At 69.3% G+C, this 21,682-nt stretch carries 20 protein-coding genes and 1 riboswitch; of the genes, 11 read left to right on the top strand and 9 right to left on the bottom strand.

Features of this window, described 5'->3' with window-relative positions:
- Positions 1-1,186: FAD-dependent oxidoreductase (locus NX1_RS25960; protein ID WP_068064377.1), on the bottom strand; the 1,186-nt coding region annotated here is incomplete at its 3' end.
- Positions 1,187-1,563: 377 nt separating this feature from the next.
- Between NX1_RS25960 and NX1_RS25955 the strand changes: the two genes are divergently transcribed.
- From NX1_RS25955 to NX1_RS25945, 3 genes are all read left to right on the top strand, one after another.
- Positions 1,564-2,013, top strand: coding sequence for an Rv0361 family membrane protein (locus NX1_RS25955; RefSeq protein ID WP_068064375.1), 450 nt, complete (start codon positions 1,564-1,566; stop codon positions 2,011-2,013).
- Positions 2,014-2,048: 35 nt separating this feature from the next.
- Positions 2,049-2,163: riboswitch (SAM riboswitch) on the top strand.
- A gap of 15 nt (positions 2,164-2,178) precedes the next feature.
- Positions 2,179-2,595: a rhodanese-like domain-containing protein gene (locus NX1_RS25950; RefSeq protein ID WP_068064373.1), complete on the top strand. Its 417-nt coding sequence runs from the start codon at positions 2,179-2,181 to the stop codon at positions 2,593-2,595.
- Complete coding sequence (locus NX1_RS25945) at positions 2,592-3,806, top strand: O-succinylhomoserine sulfhydrylase (protein ID WP_068064371.1); 1,215 nt, start codon at positions 2,592-2,594, stop codon at positions 3,804-3,806. The genes NX1_RS25950 and NX1_RS25945 overlap by 4 nt, the downstream gene beginning before the upstream one ends.
- A 36-nt stretch (positions 3,807-3,842) precedes the next feature.
- On the opposite strand, the gene NX1_RS25940 is transcribed toward NX1_RS25945, so the two are convergent.
- Both NX1_RS25940 and NX1_RS25935 read right to left on the bottom strand, forming a co-directional pair.
- Positions 3,843-4,793 carry a PDDEXK family nuclease gene (locus NX1_RS25940; RefSeq protein WP_068064370.1) on the bottom strand — a complete coding sequence of 317 codons (951 nt, stop codon included), beginning with the start codon at positions 4,791-4,793 and terminating at the stop codon, positions 3,843-3,845.
- A gap of 181 nt (positions 4,794-4,974) precedes the next feature.
- Positions 4,975-5,457 (bottom strand): DUF456 domain-containing protein, encoded by a 483-nt coding sequence (locus NX1_RS25935; protein WP_068064368.1) that lies wholly within the window; start codon positions 5,455-5,457, stop codon positions 4,975-4,977.
- A gap of 549 nt (positions 5,458-6,006) precedes the next feature.
- Here NX1_RS25935 and NX1_RS25930 point away from each other — a divergent pair.
- On the top strand, positions 6,007-7,107 hold the full coding sequence (locus NX1_RS25930) for a CaiB/BaiF CoA transferase family protein (RefSeq protein WP_068064367.1): 1,101 nt from the start codon (positions 6,007-6,009) through the stop codon (positions 7,105-7,107).
- A gap of 89 nt (positions 7,108-7,196) precedes the next feature.
- Here the strand turns inward: NX1_RS25930 and yczR are convergent, their stop codons facing one another.
- A complete protein-coding gene (gene yczR / locus NX1_RS25925) occupies positions 7,197-8,693 on the bottom strand; it encodes a MocR-like transcription factor YczR (protein ID WP_068064366.1) in 1,497 nt (498 codons plus the stop codon).
- A 62-nt stretch (positions 8,694-8,755) separates the two neighbouring features.
- Between yczR and NX1_RS25920 the strand changes: the two genes are divergently transcribed.
- From NX1_RS25920 to NX1_RS25905, 4 genes are all read left to right on the top strand, one after another.
- Positions 8,756-9,061 (top strand): hypothetical protein, encoded by a 306-nt coding sequence (locus tag NX1_RS25920; RefSeq protein WP_068064364.1) that lies wholly within the window; start codon positions 8,756-8,758, stop codon positions 9,059-9,061.
- 47 nt (positions 9,062-9,108) lie between these two features.
- Positions 9,109-9,666: a methylated-DNA--[protein]-cysteine S-methyltransferase gene (locus tag NX1_RS25915; protein WP_068064362.1), complete on the top strand. Its 558-nt coding sequence runs from the start codon at positions 9,109-9,111 to the stop codon at positions 9,664-9,666.
- Between the two features lie 113 nt (positions 9,667-9,779).
- Positions 9,780-10,607 carry an alpha/beta hydrolase gene (locus NX1_RS25910; RefSeq protein ID WP_068064361.1) on the top strand — a complete coding sequence of 276 codons (828 nt, stop codon included), beginning with the start codon at positions 9,780-9,782 and terminating at the stop codon, positions 10,605-10,607.
- 128 nt (positions 10,608-10,735) lie between these two features.
- Positions 10,736-11,377, top strand: coding sequence for a DUF998 domain-containing protein (locus NX1_RS25905; RefSeq protein ID WP_068064360.1), 642 nt, complete (start codon positions 10,736-10,738; stop codon positions 11,375-11,377).
- Between the two features lie 56 nt (positions 11,378-11,433).
- Here the strand turns inward: NX1_RS25905 and NX1_RS25900 are convergent, their stop codons facing one another.
- The 3 genes from NX1_RS25900 to NX1_RS25890 all read right to left on the bottom strand — a co-directional run bounded on the left by NX1_RS25900 (position 11,434) and on the right by NX1_RS25890 (position 15,900).
- Positions 11,434-11,709, bottom strand: coding sequence for a hypothetical protein (locus NX1_RS25900; protein WP_068064358.1), 276 nt, complete (start codon positions 11,707-11,709; stop codon positions 11,434-11,436).
- A 210-nt stretch (positions 11,710-11,919) separates the two neighbouring features.
- Complete coding sequence (locus NX1_RS25895; protein WP_068064357.1) at positions 11,920-14,520, bottom strand: helix-turn-helix transcriptional regulator; 2,601 nt, start codon at positions 14,518-14,520, stop codon at positions 11,920-11,922.
- Between the two features lie 90 nt (positions 14,521-14,610).
- Positions 14,611-15,900 carry an adenylosuccinate synthase gene (locus NX1_RS25890; RefSeq protein WP_068064356.1) on the bottom strand — a complete coding sequence of 430 codons (1,290 nt, stop codon included), beginning with the start codon at positions 15,898-15,900 and terminating at the stop codon, positions 14,611-14,613.
- 270 nt (positions 15,901-16,170) lie between these two features.
- Here NX1_RS25890 and NX1_RS25885 point away from each other — a divergent pair, with 270 nt between their 5' ends.
- Entirely contained in the window at positions 16,171-16,830 is a 660-nt protein-coding gene (locus tag NX1_RS25885) for a hypothetical protein (RefSeq protein WP_245668687.1), read from the top strand.
- The gene (locus tag NX1_RS25880; RefSeq protein ID WP_068064354.1) at positions 16,827-17,612 is read left to right on the top strand and encodes a site-2 protease family protein; all 786 of its coding nucleotides are present in this window, start codon (positions 16,827-16,829) and stop codon (positions 17,610-17,612) included. Before NX1_RS25885 ends, NX1_RS25880 begins: the two co-directional genes overlap by 4 nt.
- A 313-nt stretch (positions 17,613-17,925) precedes the next feature.
- On the opposite strand, the gene NX1_RS25875 is transcribed toward NX1_RS25880, so the two are convergent.
- Together NX1_RS25875 and NX1_RS25870 are read right to left on the bottom strand one after the other, a co-directional pair.
- A complete protein-coding gene (locus NX1_RS25875; RefSeq protein ID WP_174555521.1) occupies positions 17,926-19,074 on the bottom strand; it encodes an FUSC family protein in 1,149 nt (382 codons plus the stop codon).
- Positions 19,075-19,081: 7 nt separating this feature from the next.
- The gene (locus NX1_RS25870; RefSeq protein WP_068064353.1) at positions 19,082-19,531 is read right to left on the bottom strand and encodes a DUF3151 domain-containing protein; all 450 of its coding nucleotides are present in this window, start codon (positions 19,529-19,531) and stop codon (positions 19,082-19,084) included.
- A 168-nt stretch (positions 19,532-19,699) separates the two neighbouring features.
- Here NX1_RS25870 and NX1_RS37490 point away from each other — a divergent pair.
- On the top strand, positions 19,700-21,682 hold a 1,983-nt coding region (locus NX1_RS37490), incomplete at its 3' end, for a hypothetical protein (RefSeq protein WP_218024185.1).

The following is a 21,682-nucleotide window of genomic DNA, read 5'->3' as shown; positions in this document are numbered from 1 at the left end:
CGTCGTCGAGCAGGCAGGCGATGGTCTCGTTGGCGTCGCCCTTGGTGTGGCCGATCAGGCCGACCGGGCCGCGCTTGATCCAGCCGGTGACGTAGGTGGCGGGCAGGTAGCGCGCCGGGCCGTCGGCGTTCTCGTCGGCGATGACGCGGCCCGCCTCGTTGGGCACGGTGCCCGCCTGGTCGTCGAACGGCAGCTGGTTGATGTTCTGCGACAGGTAACCCACGGCGCGGTAGATCGCCTGCACATCCCAGTCCTTGAACACCCCGGTGCCCTTGACGTTGCCGGTGCCGTCGAGCTGGGTGCGCTCGGTGCGCAGACCGACGACCTTGCCGTTCTCGTCACCGAGCACCTCGGCCGGGGACTCGAAGAAGTGCAGGAACAGCTTGTGCGGGCGGTCACCGTGATCGCGGATGGCCCACTGCTCGAGGGTGTTGGCGACCATGTCGACCTGCTTGGAATGCCGGCGCGCGGCCTCCGAACCCTCGTCGTAGTCGATGTCCTCGGGATCGACGATGACCTCGATGGTCGGCGAGTGATCGAGCTCGCGCAGCTCCAGCGGGGTGAACTTGGCCTGCGCGGGACCACGACGACCGAACACGTGCACCTCGACGGCCTTGTTGGCCTTGAGCCCGTTGTAGACGTTCGGCGGGATCTCCGTCGGCAGCAGCTCGTCACCGGTCTTGGCCAGCACCCGCGCCACGTCCAGCGCCACGTTGCCCACACCGAGCACCGCGACCTTCTCCGCGTCCAACGGCCACGAGCGCGCCACATCCGGGTGCCCGTCGTACCAGGACACGAAGTCCGCCGCACCGTAGGAGCCGTCCAGATCGATACCGGGGATCGGCAGCGCGCGGTCGGCGTTGGCGCCGGTGGAGAAGATCACCGCATCGTAGAAACGACGCAGGTCGTCCAGGGTGATGTCGGTGCCGTAATCGATATTGCCGAGCAGCCGCACCTGCTCCTTGTCGAGCACCTTGTGCAGGGCGGTGATGATGCCCTTGATCCGCGGATGATCCGGCGCGACGCCGTAGCGGATCAGCCCGAACGGAGCGGGCATCCGCTCGTACAGGTCGATACTCACCTCGGCATCGGACTTCATCAACGCGTCGGCGGCGTAGATCCCGGCCGGTCCGGCGCCCACGATCGCAATGCGGAGCGGGCGGGTCGCTGCACTCTGTTCGGTCATCTCTTACGCGCACCCTTATTGGTCGAAACGTTCAATGGCGTCCGCCTTAGCTTAGGCTAAGTTGACGGACCGCTTGTTTGCACCCGGCGCCGCGAGCGCTGGTGATGCTGGCTCGTGGCTCCACGGTCCCCAGGTCGCTACGACGGTGCACTGCCATATCGGCTACAGCAGCTGTTCTCGATCTCGCGATTCTATCGGTGCTGCTCGTGGTCACCTGCGCCGGTGCGGTGAACCGGCCAACCGCCCATCCGCGCGAGCGTCGTACCGGTTCGCCCCCTTCTCCACCATAGCCGCGTCGTTCGGGCCGATACGAGGGCCGCGCGGCCGATGCCGGGGCCGAGCGTCGGATACCCGCGCCGACCAGGGATGATCGATCCATGACCGAGCAGCAGTCCCCCGACGAAGGCGAACCGATCGTCCTCGATCAGACCGACAAGCGTTCCATCGCGCCGTTCCTGGCCGCGGCCGTGTTCGCCGTCGTCGTGCTGGTGGCCATCGGGCTCGGCGGAGTGCTCTCGCCCGCTGAGAAAAATGTCACAGAGGCCGAGAAGATCGCGGGCGCGGTCGGCAATTTCGTCGAGGGCGCGAACAACACCGACATGGTGCCGCCGCCCGGGACCGGCTGCCCCGATTTCGACCCGGCCAAGTCGCCGTTGGCCGGACAGGAAGGCGTCGGCAAGACAATCGAACTCGTCGCCGTCACCGACCAGAGCCTGAACGGCGATCGGGCCAAGGCCACGGTGACCACGAGGGTCGACGGCACGGAGCACACCGCGACCTGGAACCTCACCAGGACCGACGGCAAATGGCTCGTCTGCAATGTTTGACACGGTGACCTCGGTGCAGGCAATCTCAGTCACTAGGTCATGAGAACCAGCGCCAAGCCCCGGCTGGCTGGTCGGCAACCCTCCTCCGCGGTGGGGTGCTCCGGGTGACGACCTGGCCGCGCACCGAACCTGGTGCGGCAAGTGCGGATTCACAGGAGGTTCCAGATGAGTTATGCCGGTGACATCACCCCGCAGCAGGCGTGGGATGTGTTGCGCGACAATCCCGCCGCCGTCCTGGTGGACGTGCGCACCGAAGCGGAGTGGCGCTTCGTCGGAGTGCCGGATACCAGTTCGATCGAGCGGCCCACCGTGCTTATCGAGTGGGTGGACGGCACCGGCGCGCGCAACCCGGAGTTCACCGAGCAGCTGAGCAAGGCACTGGAGGGCCGCGACCCGGAGGCGCCCGTCGTCTTCTTGTGTCGCTCCGGCCAGCGTTCGGCGCACGCGGCCACCGTCGCCACTCAGCTCGGCATCGGACCGTCCTACAACGTCATCGAGGGCTTCGAGGGCTCGCTCGACGCGTCCGGACATCGTGGCGCGACCGGCTGGCGCGCCACCGGCCTGCCCTGGCGGCAGTCGTGATCACCGGCGGCGCGTTCGACAAGCCGCTGCCAGAAGGCGTCGGCCCCGCCACCCTCGGCGTCCGCGGCGGCCTGCGCCGCTCCGGTTTCGAGGAGACCGCCGAGGCGCTTTACCTCACCTCCGGTTTCGTCTACGAGAGCGCGGAGGCGGCCGAGGCTGCGTTCACCGGCGAGGTGGAGCACTTCGTCTACTCCCGCTACGGCAACCCCACCGTCGCCATGTTCGAGGAGCGGATCCGCCTGATCGACGGCGCCGAGGCGGCATTCGCGACGGCCAGCGGCATGTCGGCGGTGTTCACCGCGCTCGGCGCGCTGCTCGGCGCGGGCGACCGGCTGGTGGCCGCGCGCAGCCTGTTCGGCTCCTGCTTCGTGGTGTGCAACGAGATCCTGCCGCGCTGGGGCGTCGAGACCGTCTTCGTCGACGGTGAAGACCTCGACCAGTGGGAGCAGGCGCTGTCGGTGCCGACCACCGCGGTGTTCTTCGAGACGCCGGCCAACCCCATGCAGACCCTGGTCGACGTGCGCCGGGTCACCGAGCTCGCGCACGCCGCGGGCGCGAAAGTGGTGCTGGACAACGTCTTCGCCACTCCGCTGCTGCAAAAGGGCTTCGAGCTCGGCGCCGACGTGGTCGTGTACTCGGGCACCAAGCACATCGACGGCCAGGGCCGTGTCCTCGGCGGCGCGATCCTCGGCTCGCAGGAGTACATCGACGGACCGGTGAAGACGCTCATGCGCCACACCGGCCCCGCGCTCAGCCCGTTCAACGCGTGGACCCTGCTCAAGGGTCTGGAGACGATGCCGCTGCGGGTGCGGCACAGCACCGAGTCGGCGCTGCGGATCGCGCGCTTCCTGGAGTCCAACCAATCGGTCAGCTGGGTGAAATATCCCTTCCTGGAATCGCATCCGCAGTACGACCTGGCACGCGGCCAGATGTCCGGCGGTGGCACGGTGGTCACCTTCGAGCTCAACGCGCCCGCCGACGAGGGCAAGAAGCGCGCCTTCGAGGTGCTGAACCGGTTGCGCGTCATCGACATCTCCAACAACCTCGGCGACGCCAAGACCCTCATCACCCACCCGGCCACCACCACCCACCGCGCCATGGGCCCGGACGGCCGCGCCACCATCGGCCTCTCCGACGGAGTCGTCCGCATCTCCGTCGGCCTCGAGGACGTCGAAGACCTCCTCGCCGACCTCGACCACGCGCTGAGCTAGGTCCTCGCAGAGGCTCCACACGCTTCGCAGGGGTTGTTACGCCTGCGAAGCGTGTGGAAGGTCTGCGGGGTACCAGCTTCCGATGCGGGGAGCGGTACTGGCGCGCGACAAGCGAGTCAGCCAGGGGGCGGGCGTGTCGAGTTCGGACCAAGTCCAGCGGACCACGAGCCAGCCGAGGGCGCGGAGCGCGTCTTCGCGGGTTTTTTCAGCGATGACCACGTCTTCGGCGGTGCGCGGGCCGCGGTGTGCGGCGCGGTATTTCATCAGACCGTCGAATTCGCCGATGACACCGAGTTCGGGAAACAGGAAGTCGACTCGCGCGATACACGCTCCTTCGGGGGTGGTGATCCGCGCCTGCAATTCGGGGCTCGGCAAACCGGCCGCCCGCATGGCGATCCGGCTCCTGGACTCGCCCACACTTTCAGCGCGGCCATCCATGAAGGCGACCGCGCGACGCGCTGCGGAATTGCCAGGTCGGCATTTCGAGCGGGCGAGCTGTCCGAGCAGCTCCGCACGAGTGACTGCGCCGAGCCGTAATGCGCTGTCGCCGATCACGACCGAGTGCTCGAGCGGGATCGTGCGAGCGAGGTCGACCACTGTTCTCGCCGGGCTGGTCACCATCAGTCGGCCGCACCGCACGACCTCGTCGGGCTCGAGACGGGCGGCATGCAAGACGACCTGCCGCGCCGTCCGAGCGCCCGACGCGCGATCTCGGGTCAGATGCACACGGTTCGTCGTCACGCCCCAGTGCGCGAAGCCGTGGGCCAGCGCAGCCGAGATATGACTGACCACAGCGTGCGGATTGGATGCGAGACACACCGCACGGGCGAGCACCAGATGCCTCTCCTCCAGCGACAACTCGGCCGCCCGCTCGGTATCCAGGTACGCGCCTCGTCGCACGCGCCGCCAGCGGGTGCCGTGCAGTTCCCGATCGGTGAATCCCGCGGCGATCGCCCGTCTTCTCTCCATCGGCACCGGCATGTCCATATACCGAATCGTCCCGCATACCGCAGGCCCGAAGCCCCAGCCCCACACTAACTGTGCACAACCACCACCCTGTGCACAACTCCCGCCTCGACCGTCCCGGGTGGGTCCTCGCAGAGCTTTCACACGCTTCGCAGAGGTTGCGGCCCCTGCGAAGCGTGCGAAAGGTCTGCGAAGGACGCGCTTACGTGAGGGTGAGGCCGACGAGCCAGGTGGCGGTGGCGAGGAGGGCGCCGAGGAGCTCGATGAGCATGGAGAGGCCTACGCCTTTGAGGGCGTGTTTGGTTGCCTGCCAGGCGGGTTGGTTGTGGCCGAGGCGTTGCAGTTCGGAGAGGTAGACGCCGAGGACGAAGCCGACGAAGAGACCGACGATCGGGATGACGAAGAAGCCGACGACGCCGAGCACCGCACCGAGGAACAGGGCGCGATTGGAGACGCCCGCGTCCTTCATCTTGCGGCCCGGCCAGGTGTATTTGACGATCCCGGAGACGACCAGGAAGACCGTGCTGATCGCGAAGACGGCCCACGCGCTGGCCCCGCCGGTCATGATCGCCCAGGCCAGGATGGCGCCGAAGACCAGAATCACCCCGGGAAGAATCGGCACGATGATGCCGACCAGGCCGACCAGGATCAGGAGGCCGATGACGACCTCGCCTCCCCCGCTCATGCCCGCACCTCTCCGACAATCTGCTCCAAATCGCACGTGACGCGCCGGCACACGGTCGGCTGACGAAGCTCGCTCATGCCCGCACCTCGCCAACAGTCAGCTCGAGCACGCCCGTGACGCACCGACGCACGATTCGCTCCCCACGCTCGCTCACACCCGCACCTTGCCGACAGTCCAGCATGCGAACGGCGCGCCGGCACACGGTCCGCTCACGAAACTCGCTCACACCCGCACCTTTCCGACAATCAGCCTCGGCATGCGCGTGACATGTTGACGCACGATCCGCTCCCTACGCTCGCTGACGCCCGCGCTTTGCTGACACTCGGCTCCAACATGCCGCTTGGATCGCTCGCTCACTGCCGGTTCCTCCCGCTTCCGCGCATCGCACGCTGCTGGAATCTTCACCTACCGGGCCGTCCGGTGCACGACGGATGGTTCCGATAGAGAGTGGCGGCGTTATTGTCATACTGTCAATACATCCGCGGGCGCTGCCCGGGGGACCGCACCGCCGGGCGGTGCGCAGGGATCAACGACGAACCGAGGTAGGGCGTGACCACACCATCCACCGCCACCGAGCATGGCCCGCTCGCGGGCATCAAAGTTGTCGAGCTGGCCGGTATCGGCCCCGGTCCGCACGCCGCGCTGTTGCTAGCCGATCTCGGCGCCGACGTGGTGCGGGTGCAGCGGCCGAATCTGCTGCCCGGGTTCATGGAGCGTCCGCAGTGGCGCGGCCGGACCATCGTCGAGGCGAACCTGAAAGATCCGGCCGACATCGAGAAGGTGCTCGGGCTGATCGAGAAGGCCGACGTGCTCATCGAGGGCTTCCGTCCCGGCGTCACCGAACGCATGGGCCTCGGCCCCGACGAGGCGCTGGCGCGCAATCCGCGGCTGGTCTACGGCCGGATGACCGGCTGGGGTCAGGACGGCCCGCTGGCCGACCGTGCGGGCCACGACATCAACTACATCTCGCTGACCGGCGTGCTCAACGCGATCGGCCGCAAGGGCGAGCGGCCGGTGCCGCCGCTCAACATGGTCGGCGACTTCGGCGGCGGCTCGATGTTCCTGGTCTTCGGCATCCTCGCCGCGCTGGTGGAACGGCAGAGCTCCGGCAAGGGACAGGTGATCGACGCGGCGATGATCGATGGCGCGCTTGCCCTTTCGCACATGATCTGGGGCATGCGCGGAGTCGGCCTGTGGTCCGACGAGCGCGGCACCAACCTGCTCGACACCGGTATGGCCTTCTACGACACCTACGAGACCTCCGACGGCAAATACATGGCCGTCGGCGCGATCGAGCCGCAGTTCTACGCCGAACTGCTGAAGGGTCTGGAGATCGATCCGGAAGGCCTCCCGATGCAGATCGACCCGAACGGCCAGGACCAGCTGAAGAAGCTGTTCGCGGAGAAGTTCAAGACCAAGACCCGCGACGAGTGGGCCGCGATCTTCGAGGGCACCGACGCCTGCACCACCCCGGTGCTGACGCTGACCGAGGCCACCGAGAACGCGCACATCGCGGCCCGCAACGGCCTGGTCGACATCGACGGCGTGGTGCAGCACGCGCCCGCGCCGCGCTTCTCGCGCACTCCGGCCGCCATTCCGACCCCGCCGCCGACCGAGGCGACGCCGATCGAATCCGTCTGGGCGGACTGATATTTCCGGTGCGAACGCCCCGCGGCCGAACGGCGGCGGGGCGTTCGTTCTTCGGGCGTCGGGAGCGGGCGCTATCCGGCCCGCGGAAATCAGTAGCAGGTAAGCGGATTCAGCGGATCGGCGGCGCGCGGAGTGAGCGCCTCATAGGCCGAAGCGACTGCCTTCACCGCCAGCCGCAGATCGCCCTCCTGGTGCGTGAACGGCAGACGAAGGAACCGCTCGAAAGCGCCCTGGACACCGAATCGCGGTCCGGCGGCGAGCAATACGCCGTGATTCGGCGCGGTGGCGGCGAGCGCGGTGGACACCGGGGCGGGCAGCTGAGCCCAGACCGACATCCCGCCCACTCCAGAGCTGATCCGCCACTCCGGGAGTTCTTCGGCCAGCGCGGCGCGCAAAGCGGCTCGCTGACTACGCAATTGATCGCGGCGGCGGTCGAGAATGGTGTCGGCGTGCTCCAGCAGGTGCACCGTGGCGAGCTGATCCATCACCGGCGTGCCGAGGTCGACGGTGGAACGAATCCCGAGCAGTTTGGTGATGAGCGCCTGGTTGGTGCGGATCCAGCCGACCCGCAGACCACCCCAGAACGACTTGGATGCCGAACCGATGGTGATGATCTCGGCGCCCTTCGCGAACGCGGCGACCGGCGGCGGCAGGGTGTCCACGTCCAGCCCCAGGTCGACCATCGACTCGTCGACGACGACCGTCATGCGGGTCTCGCGGGCGATGGTGGCCAGTTCCGCGCGCCCTTCGGCGTCGAGCAGCATCCCGGTCGGATTGTTGAAGTCCGGCACCAGGTAGGCCAAGGTGGCCGCGGTTTGCCTTGCGGCGCTGCGGATTCCGTCCAGATCCCAGCCCGAGTGCGGGCTCTCCGGCAGCAGCGGCACCGGGACGGGCCGCGCGCCGACATCGCGGATGGCCTCGATGGCGTTCGGATAGGTCGGGTGCTCGATCAAGACCCGGGCGGCCGGTGCGGTGAGCACGTTGAGCAGCAGGCGCAGGCCGTGCTGGGCGCCGAGCGTGACGAGGATCTGTTCCGGCTCGGTGGGCAGACCGCGCTCGGTGTAGCGGCGGGCCACCGCCTCGCGCAGCGCGAGCACGCCGACCGGATCCATGCCGTGCGTGCCGAGGTAAGCCGGAAGACCTTGCAGCGCGTCAGAATACGCGTCCTGCATCTCGCGCGGCGCGGCCATCGCGGCATAGGTCATGTCGATGGTGGTCAGCTCGGGCTGCGCCATCAGCGCCAGGATGCTGCGCGCCGGCTTGGTGCCGTCGTGCGGCACGGCGGGCGGCAATGCCACGGTGCTGCGCGAGCCCTGGCGGCTGATCAGATAGCCGTGCTCGCGCAGCAGCGCGTAAGTGGAGGTGATGGTGGTCCGGCTGACGCCGAGCGTGCCCGCGAGGTCGCGTTCACTGGGCAGGGCGACGCCGAGCGGCGCGCGGCCGTCGTGGATGAGCAGCCGGATGCCCTCCGCGAGAGCCAGGTAGGCAGGGCGGGCCGCGCGGCGCGCCGGGTCGTCGTCACCGGCGCTGCGCCAGCTGCCCAAGTCGCGCGCCAGGCTTGCCGCGCCGATCACTCGTGTCGCCATACGGTCCAGTATTGAGGGATTGGATATTTATTGGCAAGGCCAGTTGGCGGAACGTGTTCGGTATGACCGCCCTGCTCACCTTTCTCGTCGCCACCGCATTCTGCTACGCGATCTACCACTACGCGCCCAATCGCACCAAGGACCTGTTCGAGCTCGAGCGGTTCCGTCCGTTCGGTTCGCTCACCGACGACCGACCCTCGCAGTACGATGACCTGCGGCAATACTCGGATCTCGCGGCGATGCGCGGCCGCGGCGACGAGCCGGAGCCGGAGTTTTCGCCGTCGCGGGCTCCGCTGGCCGCCGCGCTGCGGCGAAGCCACGGCGCGAGCCGGAGCATGGTCAAGGCCAGTTCTGAAAAACTGGCCTGATATTCCCGCCCGCGGGTTTTGTCGGTGCCAGGGTGCACACTGACGGTATGAGTGAGTCCACTCGCCCCGCCGTCGCGGCACTGTTCGACACCGCGATCGGCGTCTGCGCGATCGCATGGAGCGGCGACGCCGTGTTCCGGTTCCAACTGCCCGAGGCGGACCGGGAAGCGACCCGCGCCCGCATCACCCGGCGGCGCGCGGGCGCCGAGGTGCCCGAGGGCGCACCGACCCCGGTGATCGCCGAGGCCATCACCGGCATCCGCGCCCACCTCGCCGGCGAACTGGACGACCTGCGCTGGATCCCGCTGGACACCAGCGCACTCCCGGAGTTCCACCGCGCCGTCTACGCGGTGACTCGCGCCATCGACCCCGGCCACACGCTCAGCTACGGCCAGGTCGCGAACCGCGTCGGCGCGCCGGGCGGCGCGCAGGCGGTTGGTCAAGCGTTGGGGCGCAACCCGATTCCGCTCATCATCCCGTGCCATCGGGTGCTCGCCGCGGACAACGCGCTGCACGGGTTCTCCGCCCCGGGCGGGATCTCCACCAAGGAACGACTGCTGGAGATCGAACGCACGCCGGGGTTCGGGGAGCCGACGCTGTTCTGACGGGAGCCCTGCGCCGACGGAGTCCGGCGGTGTCGTACCCACCCGCTGCGGATAGCGTTGCGGGTGCGACTGAGTTCGCGCCGTCCGACGACCGAGCGAAAAGGAGCGCAGGCATGGAGACAGTCACTTCCGCGGACGGGACGACGATCGCGTTCGACCGCGTCGGCGACGGGACGGCGGGCTCGGTGATCCTGATCGGCGGGGCGTTCGGGTATCGGACGTTCCCGAAGATGGTGCGGCTGTCCGAGGCGCTGGCCGAGGGGTACGGACTCACCGTGATCAACTACGACCGCCGGGGTCGCGGCGACAGCGGGGACACCCCCGGCGTGTACGACGTGTACAACGAGATCGATGACATCGCCGCGCTGGTCCAGGCGGCGGGCGGGTCGGCGGCGCTGTTCGGCTGGTCATCGGGGGCGGTGCTCGCGCTGCGCGCGGCGGCATCGGGGCGGGTGCCCGGCATCACGAAGGTCGTGGCGTTCGAACCGCCGTTCGTGGTGGATCGCTCCGGGCACGTCCCGCCCGCGGACCTGGACGTCCGGCTGCACGAATCGATCGCAGGTGGCAAGAGCGACAAGACGGTGCGGTACTACATGACCAAGGCCATGGGCGTGCCGTGGACGATGGTGACGGCCATGCGGGTGACGCCGTTCTGGAAGAAACTGAGGGCGGTCGCGCCGTCGACCGCGCACGACTGGGCCGTGATGCGCCAATACGTGCGCGGTGAGCGGTTGCGCGCGGTCGACTGGTCGGGCGTCACGGTGCCGACGCTGGTCGTCGCGGGCGCCGACAGCGCCGCGCTGGTGAAGAACGGAGCCAAGGCCATCGCCGCGGCGCTGCCCGCCGCGGAACACCGCGAACTGGCCAAACTCGGCCACGACCCGAAGATCGAGATCCTCGCCCCCGCGGCGGGTGAATTCCTCACCGGAGCGGGGCGCTGAATCCTTCAGGGCAGCGACGATGCGTGGGGGGATCCGCTCTCGGGCAGGCCGATTAGTTCTCGGGTGGGACGCCGTCTACACCCGTGACGGCCGGGAACGGCCGACGACGACCCCGCCGAGGAGTACCCATGAAGACCGAAAAGCTCTTGGCCGCAGGCATTCTCGCCACCCCGATGTTCTTCGTCGTTGCGCTGGCCCAAGCGTTCACCAAGGACGGATTCGACCTGCGCGAGCACATGATCAGCCAGCTGGCGATCGGCTCGCTCGGCTGGATCCAGATCGCGAACTTCCTGGTGACGGGCGCGCTGTTCGCGCTGGTCGCGATCGGCCTGCGCCGGGGCCTCACGATCGGGATCGGCCGGGTGTGGGCGCCGCGCCTGGTCGGGGTGTTCGCCGCCGGGATGATCGGCGCAGGGCTGTTCGTCTGCGACCCGTACCGGGGCTACCCGGTGGGCGCGGCCGAGGTGATGACCTGGCATGGCACGCTGCACGGGGTGTGCGCGGCCGTCGCCGGTCTGTCGCTGGTCGCGGCCATCGTGATCCTGGCTCGGCGGTTCCGTAGCGAGCGGCGCACCGGAGCTGCCGTGCTGAGCATCGTGATCGCGGTGGTCTACGTCGTGCTTCCGGTGTCGATCCCGGCGCTCACCAGCATCACCTTCGCGGTCGCCTCGTTCCTCGCCTGGGGTTGGGTCGCCGTGTTCGCGGCCGGGCTGCGTATCGAGCAGGTCGCGGAACCCGTCACCTCGTCCCGCCGGTTGCAGCCCGCCTGAGCGCCGATCGGCAAAGCCCCGGGCCCTGTCGAAGCAGGGTTCCGGGGCTTTCTCGTTCACTGCTCAGGTGGGTGCTGGCGGTAGAACTCGCACGCCTCGCCGGTGAGATAGCCGTCCATGCAGGCGAAATAGGTCTGGATGCAGCTGTTCGTGTCACAGCCGAGTTCGAGCAGTCGCTCGTGGATGCGCCGGTTGCGCTCCTGCTCGGGATTGAGCGCAGGCGCGGTCTTCACCACCGAGGACGACGGCACGGGCGTTCCCGACTGGGCGCACCCGGACAGCGCCGTGAGCGCGACCGCCGCCGCACCCATCGCCACTACCCATCGCAGCATGCCCGTCAACCTCCTCGATCGCTCAGAAGTGACCGTACCTCCTCGGCTCGGGTCACTCGATTCGACAGCCGGGTAGCCCAGAACTTGCCCGACCCCTGAATCCACTCTGGTCTCGGCTTCAGATGACGTAAGCGGCAGGAACGCCAGGAACCACCTCGGCGTCATCCGGGCAGCACGGCGAACGCAGCCGCGCGGGGCCGCCGCTCAGCGCTAGGAGGACGATTCCCCGCGCATCAACGCCCCCAGCGACTCGCGATCGGTGACGTCCATCTTGATGCACGCCCGATACAGATGCCCCTCGACGGTGCGGACCGAGACGGTGAGCCGGTCGGCGATCTGCCGGTTGGACAGACCCGCCGCGACCAGGTTCGCGATCTCGCGTTCGCGGGCGGTGAGAGGCAGCGGCTGGGCGGCCTTGCGCAGGGCGGGTGTCGCGGCGCCGCCGCAGGCCGCGGCGAGACGGTTTGCGGCGGCGGCGGATTCGAGCAGGCGGCGACGATCACCCGCGCGCTCATGCGCCGACGCGGCCTGCGCGGCGGAGTCGGCGGCCGAGAGCACCGCGCCGATCGCCTCGAATTCCATTGCGGCGGAGTCCAGTCCGGGACCGTCGTGGGCGGCCAGCGCGACCGCGTGTTTGGCTTGAACCTGGACGAGCCTGCCATCGACCCGGGACGCCAGGTCCGCGAGCCTGCCCGCCACAGAGTGGTCGCCGAACCGAGCGGCGGTATGCAGCGCCATCGCCTCGATCGCGTGCTGATGCGAACGCGCGGCTGCGTCGGCCGCGCCGATCGCCAGGCGGACCGCCGGGGTGACGGTGCCCTCCGCACCGGCCACGCAGGCCTTGGCGATCTCCAGCTGCGGCTCGTAGACGGCGCTGTGCCTGCCGCCGCGCCGCACCGCCTCGGCCACCGATTCGGCGGCGTCCTGCGCCCGGCCCAATGCCGAATACGCTTCCGCCAGACGGATTCTCGCCGGGAACAGCCACGCCGCCGCGCCCTCGGTGGTCAGCGCGGCCAGCGCCTGCTCCAGGTGCTCGATGCCGTCGATGAAGCGTCCCTGCGCCACGTCGACGGTGCCCTGCAAAATCTTCGACATGCCCCACGCCAGATACTGTCCGGGCGCGGTGTAACCGAAATACGGTGTGGCGCAACGCCTCGCCGCCTCGAACTCGCCGCTGTAGATCAGCGCGAGCACCTCGGCGTGCGTGGACATGAACCGGTTGAGCCCGTCGATCTCGCGCTCCACCTCGTGCCCACGGGCGGCGTACTGCCTGGCCTCCTCGGCCTTGCCCATCAGCGCCAAGGCCAGGCCGCCGCCGAAGGACGCCCACCAGACCGCCCAGTGCGGAGCGTCTTTGGCGGTCATCACCGACTCGGCCTCGGAGAACGCGTCGTCGATGCGGTTCTCGTTCACCGCGCACGCCGAGGCGAGCCCGGCCAGCGTCGCGATGATCTTCGGATGCCGCACCCGCGCCCTGACCTGGGCGAGCACATCGTCGGCGCGATCGGCATCGCCCATGGCCCATAACAGGTTCGACACCCGGGTGCTGCCCCAGCGGGCCAGCTGCACCTCGTTGAGTTTGTCGGCGTCGAAGCTCGCCAGCGTGCGTTCGGCCTCGATCCGGTGCCCCTGCCAGAGCAGCGCCCTTGCCAGCAGGTCGGCCGACTCCACACCGCCGCGCCGCTCCACCGCGGCCCTGGCGAACCGTTCGCCGAGCGGCAGGTTGGCCAGTCCGATGGCGTCGGCGGCGGCCGCCTCGAAGAGCTCGAGATCGGCGGATTTGTCACTGTCCAATGCCAATTCGGCCAACCGGATGCGGTCGGCGGCGGAATTGATGCGGCGCTCCTTGAGCGAGGAGTACAGCCTGCCGCGCAGCCGCCGCGCCGACGCGATGCCGAGCCTGCGCCGGATCACCTCGCCGAACAGCGGATGGTTGTAGCGCACGATGAGCTGGTGGGCGTTCTCCACAACCCGGATCACACCGCGGCTTTCGGCGGCCTCCACCGCGTCCTCGCCCGCCAATTCGGCGAGCACGTCGAGGTCGATCGGTTCGCAGAAGGTGAGCAGCTCGAGCACCCGAAGCACCTGCTCGGGCAGCTGCTCGACCCGGTCCTCGAGCAGCGCAGCCAATTCCGAAGTCACCGCGGCGCGGCCACGCAGCTGCCAGACGCCGTTGACCTGGCGCAGGGTGCCCGCCTCCAGCGCGCCCTCCACCAAATGCCGCAGAAACAGGGCGTTTCCGCCGGAGGACTCCCACATCAGATTGGCGGTGAAGCCCTCCAGCTGACCGCCGAGCATCGACTCCACCAGGTCGACGCTCTGCGACTGGGTGAACGGGTTGAGGTCGACGCGCAGCAGGTGCCCGTCCTTCCACAGCGAGGTCACCGCGTCGGGGACCTGCACACCGCTGCGCACGGTGGCGACGATATGGGCGGCTTTATCGATGGCCAACTGCAGCAGCAAGGTTGCGGACAATTGGTCCAGAAGATGCGCGTCGTCGACGCCGATGATGGTGTGCCCGTCGGCCAGCAGCGCCTCCCGCGCGGCGGACATGAAGGTGACCGGGTCGTGTGCCGTATAGACGCCGACCATGTGCGCGAACACGCCCAGCGGAATACTGCGGGCCGACTCCGTGCCCGCTACCCACCGGATATTCCCGCCGACCGCGGCGGTCGCCTGTCTGGCCAGAGTCGTCTTGCCCACCCCGGCATCACCGGTCAGGACCGCACCCACGTACGCCGAACCGGTGAGCGCGGACCGAATCGCCTCGAACTCGGTCTCGCGCTCGATCATCGGCCAGTTCCGAGCCATGATCTAACTGTAGTTCTTCGCAGTTCATGATCGAAGGGAACTGCGAATGGCAACCGCTCTCAGCGCGTCGTGAGCGGAAAACGCTGTGGTTCAGCCGAGGACGTCGTGCCGGACGATCGTCTGGTCGCGGCCGGGACCGACGCCGATGCAGGAGATCCGCGCACCGGAGAGCTCCTCGAGCCGCGTCACGTACGCCTGCGCGTTGGCGGGCAGATCCTCGAAGGTCCTGGCTCCGGAAATATCCTCCCACCAGCCCGGCATTTCCTCGTAAATCGGCTTGGCGTGGTGGAACTCGGTCTGCGTGGTCGGCATCTGCTCGACGCGCTGACCGTCGATCTCGTACGCGACGCAGATCGGCACCCGGTCCAGGCTGGACAGCACGTCCAGCTTGGTGAGGAAGTAGTCGGTGATGCCGTTGACGCGGGTGGCGTAGCGGGCGATCACCGCGTCGAACCAGCCGCACCGGCGCGCACGGCCGGTGGTGACGCCGACCTCGCCGCCCTGCTTGGCGAGGAATTCGCCGTGCTGGTCGAAAAGTTCGGTCGGGAAAGGACCCGAGCCGACGCGGGTGGTGTAGCACTTGAGGATGCCGAGCACCGTGTCGATCTTGTTCGGTCCGATGCCCGAACCGACAGCCGCGCCGCCCGAGGTCGGGTTGGACGAGGTGACGTAGGGGTACGTGCCGTGGTCGACGTCGAGCAGGGTGCCCTGAGAACCCTCGAGTAGCACGGTTTCTCCACGCTCGAGGGCCTGATTGAGCTGCAGCCTCGTGTCGGCGATGCGGTGCTTGAAGCTGTCCGCCATCGAGAGCACTTCGTCCACCACCTGCTGCGGGTCGAGCGCGCGGCGGTTGTAGATCTTCACCAGCACCTGGTTCTTGAACTCCAGGGCGGCCTCGACCTTCTGGGTGAGAATCTTCTCGTCGAGCACGTCCGCGACCCGCACGCCGACGCGGGCCACCTTGTCCTGGTAGCAGGGGCCGATACCGCGACCGGTGGTGCCGATCTTCTTGTTGCCGAGGAAGCGTTCGGTGACCTTATCGATGGCCACGTGGTACGGCATGATCAGGTGCGCGTCGGCCGAAAGCAGCAGGCCCGATGTGTCGACGCCACGATCCTCCAGCCCGGCGAGCTCGGCGAGCAGCACGCCGGGGTCGACGACGACACCGTTGCCGATGACGTTGCGCACACCCGGGGTGAGGATGCCGGACGGGATGAGGTGCAGCGCGAACTTGTCGCCGTTCGGCAGCACTACGGTGTGACCGGCGTTGTTGCCGCCCTGGTATCGGACGACCCATTGCAGCCTGCCGCCGAGCAGATCGGTTGCTTTGCCCTTACCCTCGTCGCCCCACTGGGCGCCGATGAGGACGATTGCCGGCATGGTCGTGTCTCCTACGGTTCGACGCGCAACACCCTTGTGTTGCAGCTACCTGCCGTACTGAGGCGGTGGCCGGAAGCACAGTTTACCGAATGGCCTAGGGCACCTCGGCGGGAAGGCACCCCACGCCGGTCACAATGCCGACTCGGCCCGGGCGTAACCGGTTGAACACGGCTATGGTTGCTGCGGGCGGACCGGGGCAGCGTGCCGCCTGATAGGTGCGAGGGAGTCGGCGGGGTGTGCCGGCAGGATTCAAGGAGGGTGTACGGCAGTTTGAGTACCCATGTTCTCCGCTGCGATGGCGCGCCGGTCCCGATCGCCCTCGCCGCACTGCCGACAAGTCAGACGGCCGCAATCCCGGACACCTCGGTGATCGACGAACTCCTCCCGGTGCTCGCCGCCGACAGCCTCCCACGCCTGATCGTGCTCGGCGAAGACGCCGCGCTGGCCGCGGTACTGACCCATTTGATGCGGACCGAACGGCTGCACGTCGAGATCGGTTACGTGCCGATCGACAAGACCTATGGCTCGCGGGTCTACCAGACCGGCACCGGCAACGCCGCGGCCAAGCGAGCTATCGAGGGCAAGGCGGTCGAGACTCCGCTGGTCCGCGACGACACCGGCAAGGTGCTGATCGGCCGGGCGACCATCACCGGTCCGGGGGGCGCGAAGCTGGAGGGCGAGGCTTACGTGGACGACACACCGTTGTTCTCCGGCAAAGTCACCGCGATGCACGTCTCCCCCACCCTTGACCTGCCCGGCGTCCGGGCGACCGTGCGGAAGGGTCTGCGCAAACGCCGCTGGATCGCGGGCCGGGCCGCGCAGCTCGGTACCCCTGGCGCGGTGGTCACCCGTGACGGCATTCTCACCGACCGCCCTGTGCCGCGTTCGACCTTCTACCGACATCACGAATCCTGGCTACTGGTGCGATGAACTACTCCTTCCCGCAACGCCGAACGGGTCTCGGCGCGGTTCGTCCGAGTCCGGTGTTCCTGCTCGTCGTCGCGATCGCCATCGCGGGCGGTGTGCTGGCCTGGGCATCCGACTACGGCTCCACTCGGGCGGATGTCGGCGTATTCGTGCTCGTGGTGGCCGGCTGGATCGTGACGCTGTGCCTGCACGAGTTCGCGCACGCGTACATGGCTTGGCGCGCAGGCGATCACGAGGTCGAGCTGCGCGGGTATCTCACGCTGAATCCGTTGAAGTACTCCCATCCGCTGCTGTCGATCGTGCTGCCCGTGGTGTTCATCGCGCTCGGCGGATTCGGTCTGCCCGGCGGCGCGGTGTACGTGCACACCCACAGCGTCAGCGCGCGGATGCAGCGGCTGATCAGCGGAGCGGGCCCCGCGATGAACGCGGCGTTCGCGGTGGCGCTGCTCATCGCGGTGGAGGTGTTCGGCAGCCAGACCTCGCACGCCGCTTTCTGGTACGGGCTGGCGTTTCTCGGCTTCCTGCAGGTGACCGCGGCGGTGCTGAACATGCTGCCGATTCCCGGTCTGGACGGGTACGGGATTCTCGAGCCCTCGCTGAGTTATCAGACCCGGCGCTCCCTGGATCAGCTCAAGCCGCTCGGCATGCTGCTGCTGTTCGCGCTCATCCTGACCCCCGCGGTCAACGAGCCGTTCTTCGACGCGATCTACGCCATCTGCGATGTGTTCGGCGTCGAGTCGTCGTGGATCGCCAGAGGCGCTGGCGCCGTGCGTTTCTGGCTGTGAGAAGCCGTGCGTTTCCGGCTCCGAGAATCGGCCGCCCGGCCCGCATCGGGGCCGGGCGACCTGCTCCGCCCGACGTCGCCGCGCCGCTACCCGCACGGCCACCACAACCGCTATGGCCGGTGCGTCGCCGCATCGTCGTGCGAAGTGTTCGACCGCAACACCCCTCGTCATCGCGGTCACGAAACGAGATTAGGGAGCGGGGCGCGGCCGAGCGCGAGTAGTCGACTACCCGAAGATCAGCTCGGCGACGCCGCGGCCGGGGCCGAATATGGCGCGGGCCCTGCGAGTGACCGAAAACCGCTGAGTAGTGCGGTCAATCCTGCGGCCGCACATACGGATTCGGGACCGTCGGCGGCAAAAGCGCGATCGCCGAAATCCGCTTCATGCCGCACACCTGCATGAGATCGACGACGATCGAACGCACCTGCGCGAACACCACGTGCGCCGAAAGTCCCGCACCCGTTACGAGTTCCGGCTGCGCGCCCTTGGCGACGGTGCGCAGCACCCTGGTCGCCTCGGCCTGGTCGGGCTGTTCGCCGGGATCGGCCAGCATCATCCTGCGCACCACCTCGACGGCCTGCGCGAGCCGCTCCACCTCGTCGACCAGGCGCGGGTCGAGGATCTCGTCGTCGCGCACCAGGGTGAGCGAACGACGCAGCAGCACCCTGGTATTGCGGACGGCGTTGTCGAGCGGGTCGGCGGTGGCGCGAATGCGCTCCAATCGGGGCCGGGAGTTCCAGTACAGCGGCGAGATTCGGCTGATCTCGCGGCCGCCCTCCAGGCTGGAGCGCAGCGAATCGATCTGCGACTGGGTCGCGCGCGCGGCCGCGAGCGCCGAGCGGAGCTTCTCCGGATCTTGCTCGAGCAGGCCGTCGGCGCACTGGGTCAGCGATTTGCCCATCACGGCAAGGATTTCCGCTGCGTGCTCGCGGGCGCGGCGCACCGGATGCAGCGGAATCGCCGCGACGACAACAACTCCGACCAGCCCGCCGATCAGCGCGTCGATCATGCGGGCGAAGCCGCCGCCCGCCGAAGGCGGCATCAGGGTGGCGACCAGCACCGCCGAACCGGCAGCCTGCATGGTGATGATGGAACCGCCGTCGAGGAAAACGGCCAGCGCCATGGCCACCGCGACCACCAGCGCTATCTGCCAGGCGCCGGTGCCCGCGTTCGAGATGAACACGTCGCCGATGCCGATGCCGACCGCGACGCCGACCACCAGCTCGATGGCGCGCTTGAGCCGGGCGCCGAACGAGATGCCGATGGAGACGACAGCGGCGGTCGGCGCGAAGAACGGCACCGGGTGGCCGACGATCCGGTGCGCGACGAACCAGGCCAGCGCCGCGCCGAGCGCGCACTGCACGATCGGAAGAGCCGAGAGCCGCAGGCGCGCCCACGCGCCGCGCAGGCGCTCGGCGCCGCCCGCCGTGGCGACGCCGAAACGCGATTCCGGGTCGATCAACTAGGACTCAGTCGAGGCCGAGCTCGGCCGCCGCACGCGGGTCGCAGTCCTCCAGCAGGTCGAGGCAGCGCGCGTATTCCTCGGTCTCACCGATCGCCTTGGCAGCCCTGGCCAGCGCGCCGACGCTGCGCAGGAAGCCGCGGTTGGGTTCGTGGCTCCACGGCACGGGGCCGAAACCCTTCCAGCCGTTGCGGCGCAGGAGATCGAGGCCGCGGTGGTATCCGGTGCGGGCGAAGGCGTATGCGGCGACGATGTCGTGGTTCACCGCGGCGTCCGCCTCCCCTGCTCCGCCGCGCTCGAGAGCGGCCTCGGCGAGGTAGGCCCAGGCGATCGACGCCGCCGGGTGCGCGGCCGCGACCTGCACCGGATCGGCGTTGTCGAGCAGCGCGTCCTCCGCCTCGGAGTTTTCGGGTAGCAGTACCGGTTGCGGGCCGAGCAGATCACCGAACGAGGTCATGCGGTTCATTGTGCACTTCGGGAGCGCGGTCGCGCCCGCGGGCCGTCGAGTGGGCGGTGCCTCCGCGTTTGCTGCCACCGGGGCCACGGGCTATTGACGGACTTCCCCCGGCCGCTCCTATTAGGCTGGCCGTCGACTTCAAAGATCCGTAGGAGCGAGGGGTAGTAGGTGTCCGACCCGAACGACGAGAAGAACCCGGCGCGCGACGCCGGTTCCGCCGATCAGGCGGGAGCGCGGGACCCGCGCGACCAGCGTCCCGTCGTGCCGGAGAACCCGCAGGCCACCACCCCCACCCAGCCGATGCCCGCCGCGGGCTCGAGCCAGTCGCGGATCATCTCAGGAGGAGGGTTCGGCGCGGCCTGGGATCAGGACGAGGATTCCGCCGATTCCGCCACCGCGCCCGCCGACCGGTCCGGAACCTCGCAGGGCACGTCCGCCGCGGCGCCCGCCGACCGGTCCGGAACCTCGCAGGGCACGTCCGCCGCGGCGCCCGCCGACCGATCCGGCGCTGCTTCCGCGCCGTCCAGCCCACCCGATGCGGCGACCACGGAAATACCGCGCGGCGGCTCGGGCGCAATCCAATGGGATCGACCGACCGTAACGGGACCGGCGGCGGCTGGAACCGGGACCACCGGCGCGCAGGCACGTCCCGCCACCGCTGGCACCGGTGCCCAGTCCGGAGGATCGAATGCCGCCCCGCAGCAGGGCGAATCCGAAGACAAGCCGAACACGGGCTCTGGGCAGCGCTCTGCCGCCCCCGCTGCTGCGCCCGCCGACCGCCCCGGCGCTAGCAAGGCCGGCGCATCCGACGCCGCGACCACGGAAATCCCGCGCGGCAGTTCGACCGACGCCGAGCCGGGTCGACCGACCGGCGCGAGCCCCGCGGCATCGGGCTCCGCAGGAGCAGGGAGCGCCCGCCCAGACGCACCCGCCGCCCAGCCGGGCGCGCCTGGTTCCACGACTGCCGCCCAGCAAGGCGCATCCAGAACCTCCGCCGCGCAGCCCGGCGCTGCTCGACCCGTCACCCCTGCCGCCACTCAGCCAGGCGCGACCGCGACAGCGGCCTCCAACGCCGCCGCAGCCGGTCCCGACGCCGCTCGATCGGGCGCTCCCACCGCGACCGGAGCCGACGCCGCCGCTCGAACCGACGCCGGAACCGCGGCCGCCCAATCGGCGGCTGCCGCCGAAGGTTCACAGGCCTTCGCCACTCAGTCGGGCGCGGCTTCGCAGCCGCAAGGCACCGCACCGCAGGGCGGCTCCGCTGTTCAGCGCGGCGAGGCCAACCAGCAGGGCACTTTTACCGCACGGCAAAGCGCACCGACGGCCGAGCCTGGTCGCACCGTGCAGGGCACAGCCGCCACCCAGTCCAGTAGCTCCGCACCACAGGGCACAGCCGCGAGCCAGCCCGGCGGCTCCGCGCAGCAGGGCGGTTCCGCCGGTCAGCAGAGTCCAGCCGCAGCTGGCGCGAATCGAGCGACGCCTACCGCTCAGTCGAGCGCCGCTTCGCAGCCGCAAGGTACTGAGGCCGCACAGGCCGGTGGGCCAGGCGGTCAGGGGGTATCCACCGGCCGACAGGTCCCGGCGGCTTCGCAGGCGACGTCCGGCGGTCAGGGCACCCCTCCGGCGCAAGGCGCGACCGTCACACCGCAAGGTCGGCCTGGTGGCGCAGCTGCCGCACAGGAGGGCACGGGCGCTTCGCAGGCGACATCCGGTGCTCAGGGCGCTGCCGCCACACAGGGCGGGTCCGCCGCACCGCAGAGTCAGGGCGCCGCCGCAACACCGCAGGGTGGGCCCGGCGGTCCGGGCTCATCCGCCGGACGACAAAGCGCCGCAGCTTCTCAGGCAGCCTCCGGTGGTCGAGGCAACGCCACGGCACCGGGCGCTGCACCGCAGGACCCGAGCACGGTCGGTTCGGGTCGCCCGGCAGCCGCCGCAGCCGCGGGCGCGGCGGGCGCGCAGCAGGGCGCGGGTTCGCGACCGCAAGGTTCTGCCGCGCAGCAGGGCGGACCCGTCGGACAGGGCCCGGCCGCCGACAACCAGGCCACCGCCGGAAGCCAGGGTGCGGCGAAAGATGCCGCCGCCACTCAGCGCGGCACCGCGCCTTCCCAGCAGGGAAGCGCGCCTTCCCAGCAGGGCACCGCGCCCACGCGA

Origin of the sequence: Nocardia xishanensis NBRC 101358, assembly GCF_001613365.1 — a bacterium.
Classification (GTDB): domain Bacteria; phylum Actinomycetota; class Actinomycetes; order Mycobacteriales; family Mycobacteriaceae; genus Nocardia; species Nocardia xishanensis.
The sequence above is the reverse complement of the archived record's forward strand: the minus strand, read 5'-3'. Positions and strand labels throughout refer to the sequence as shown.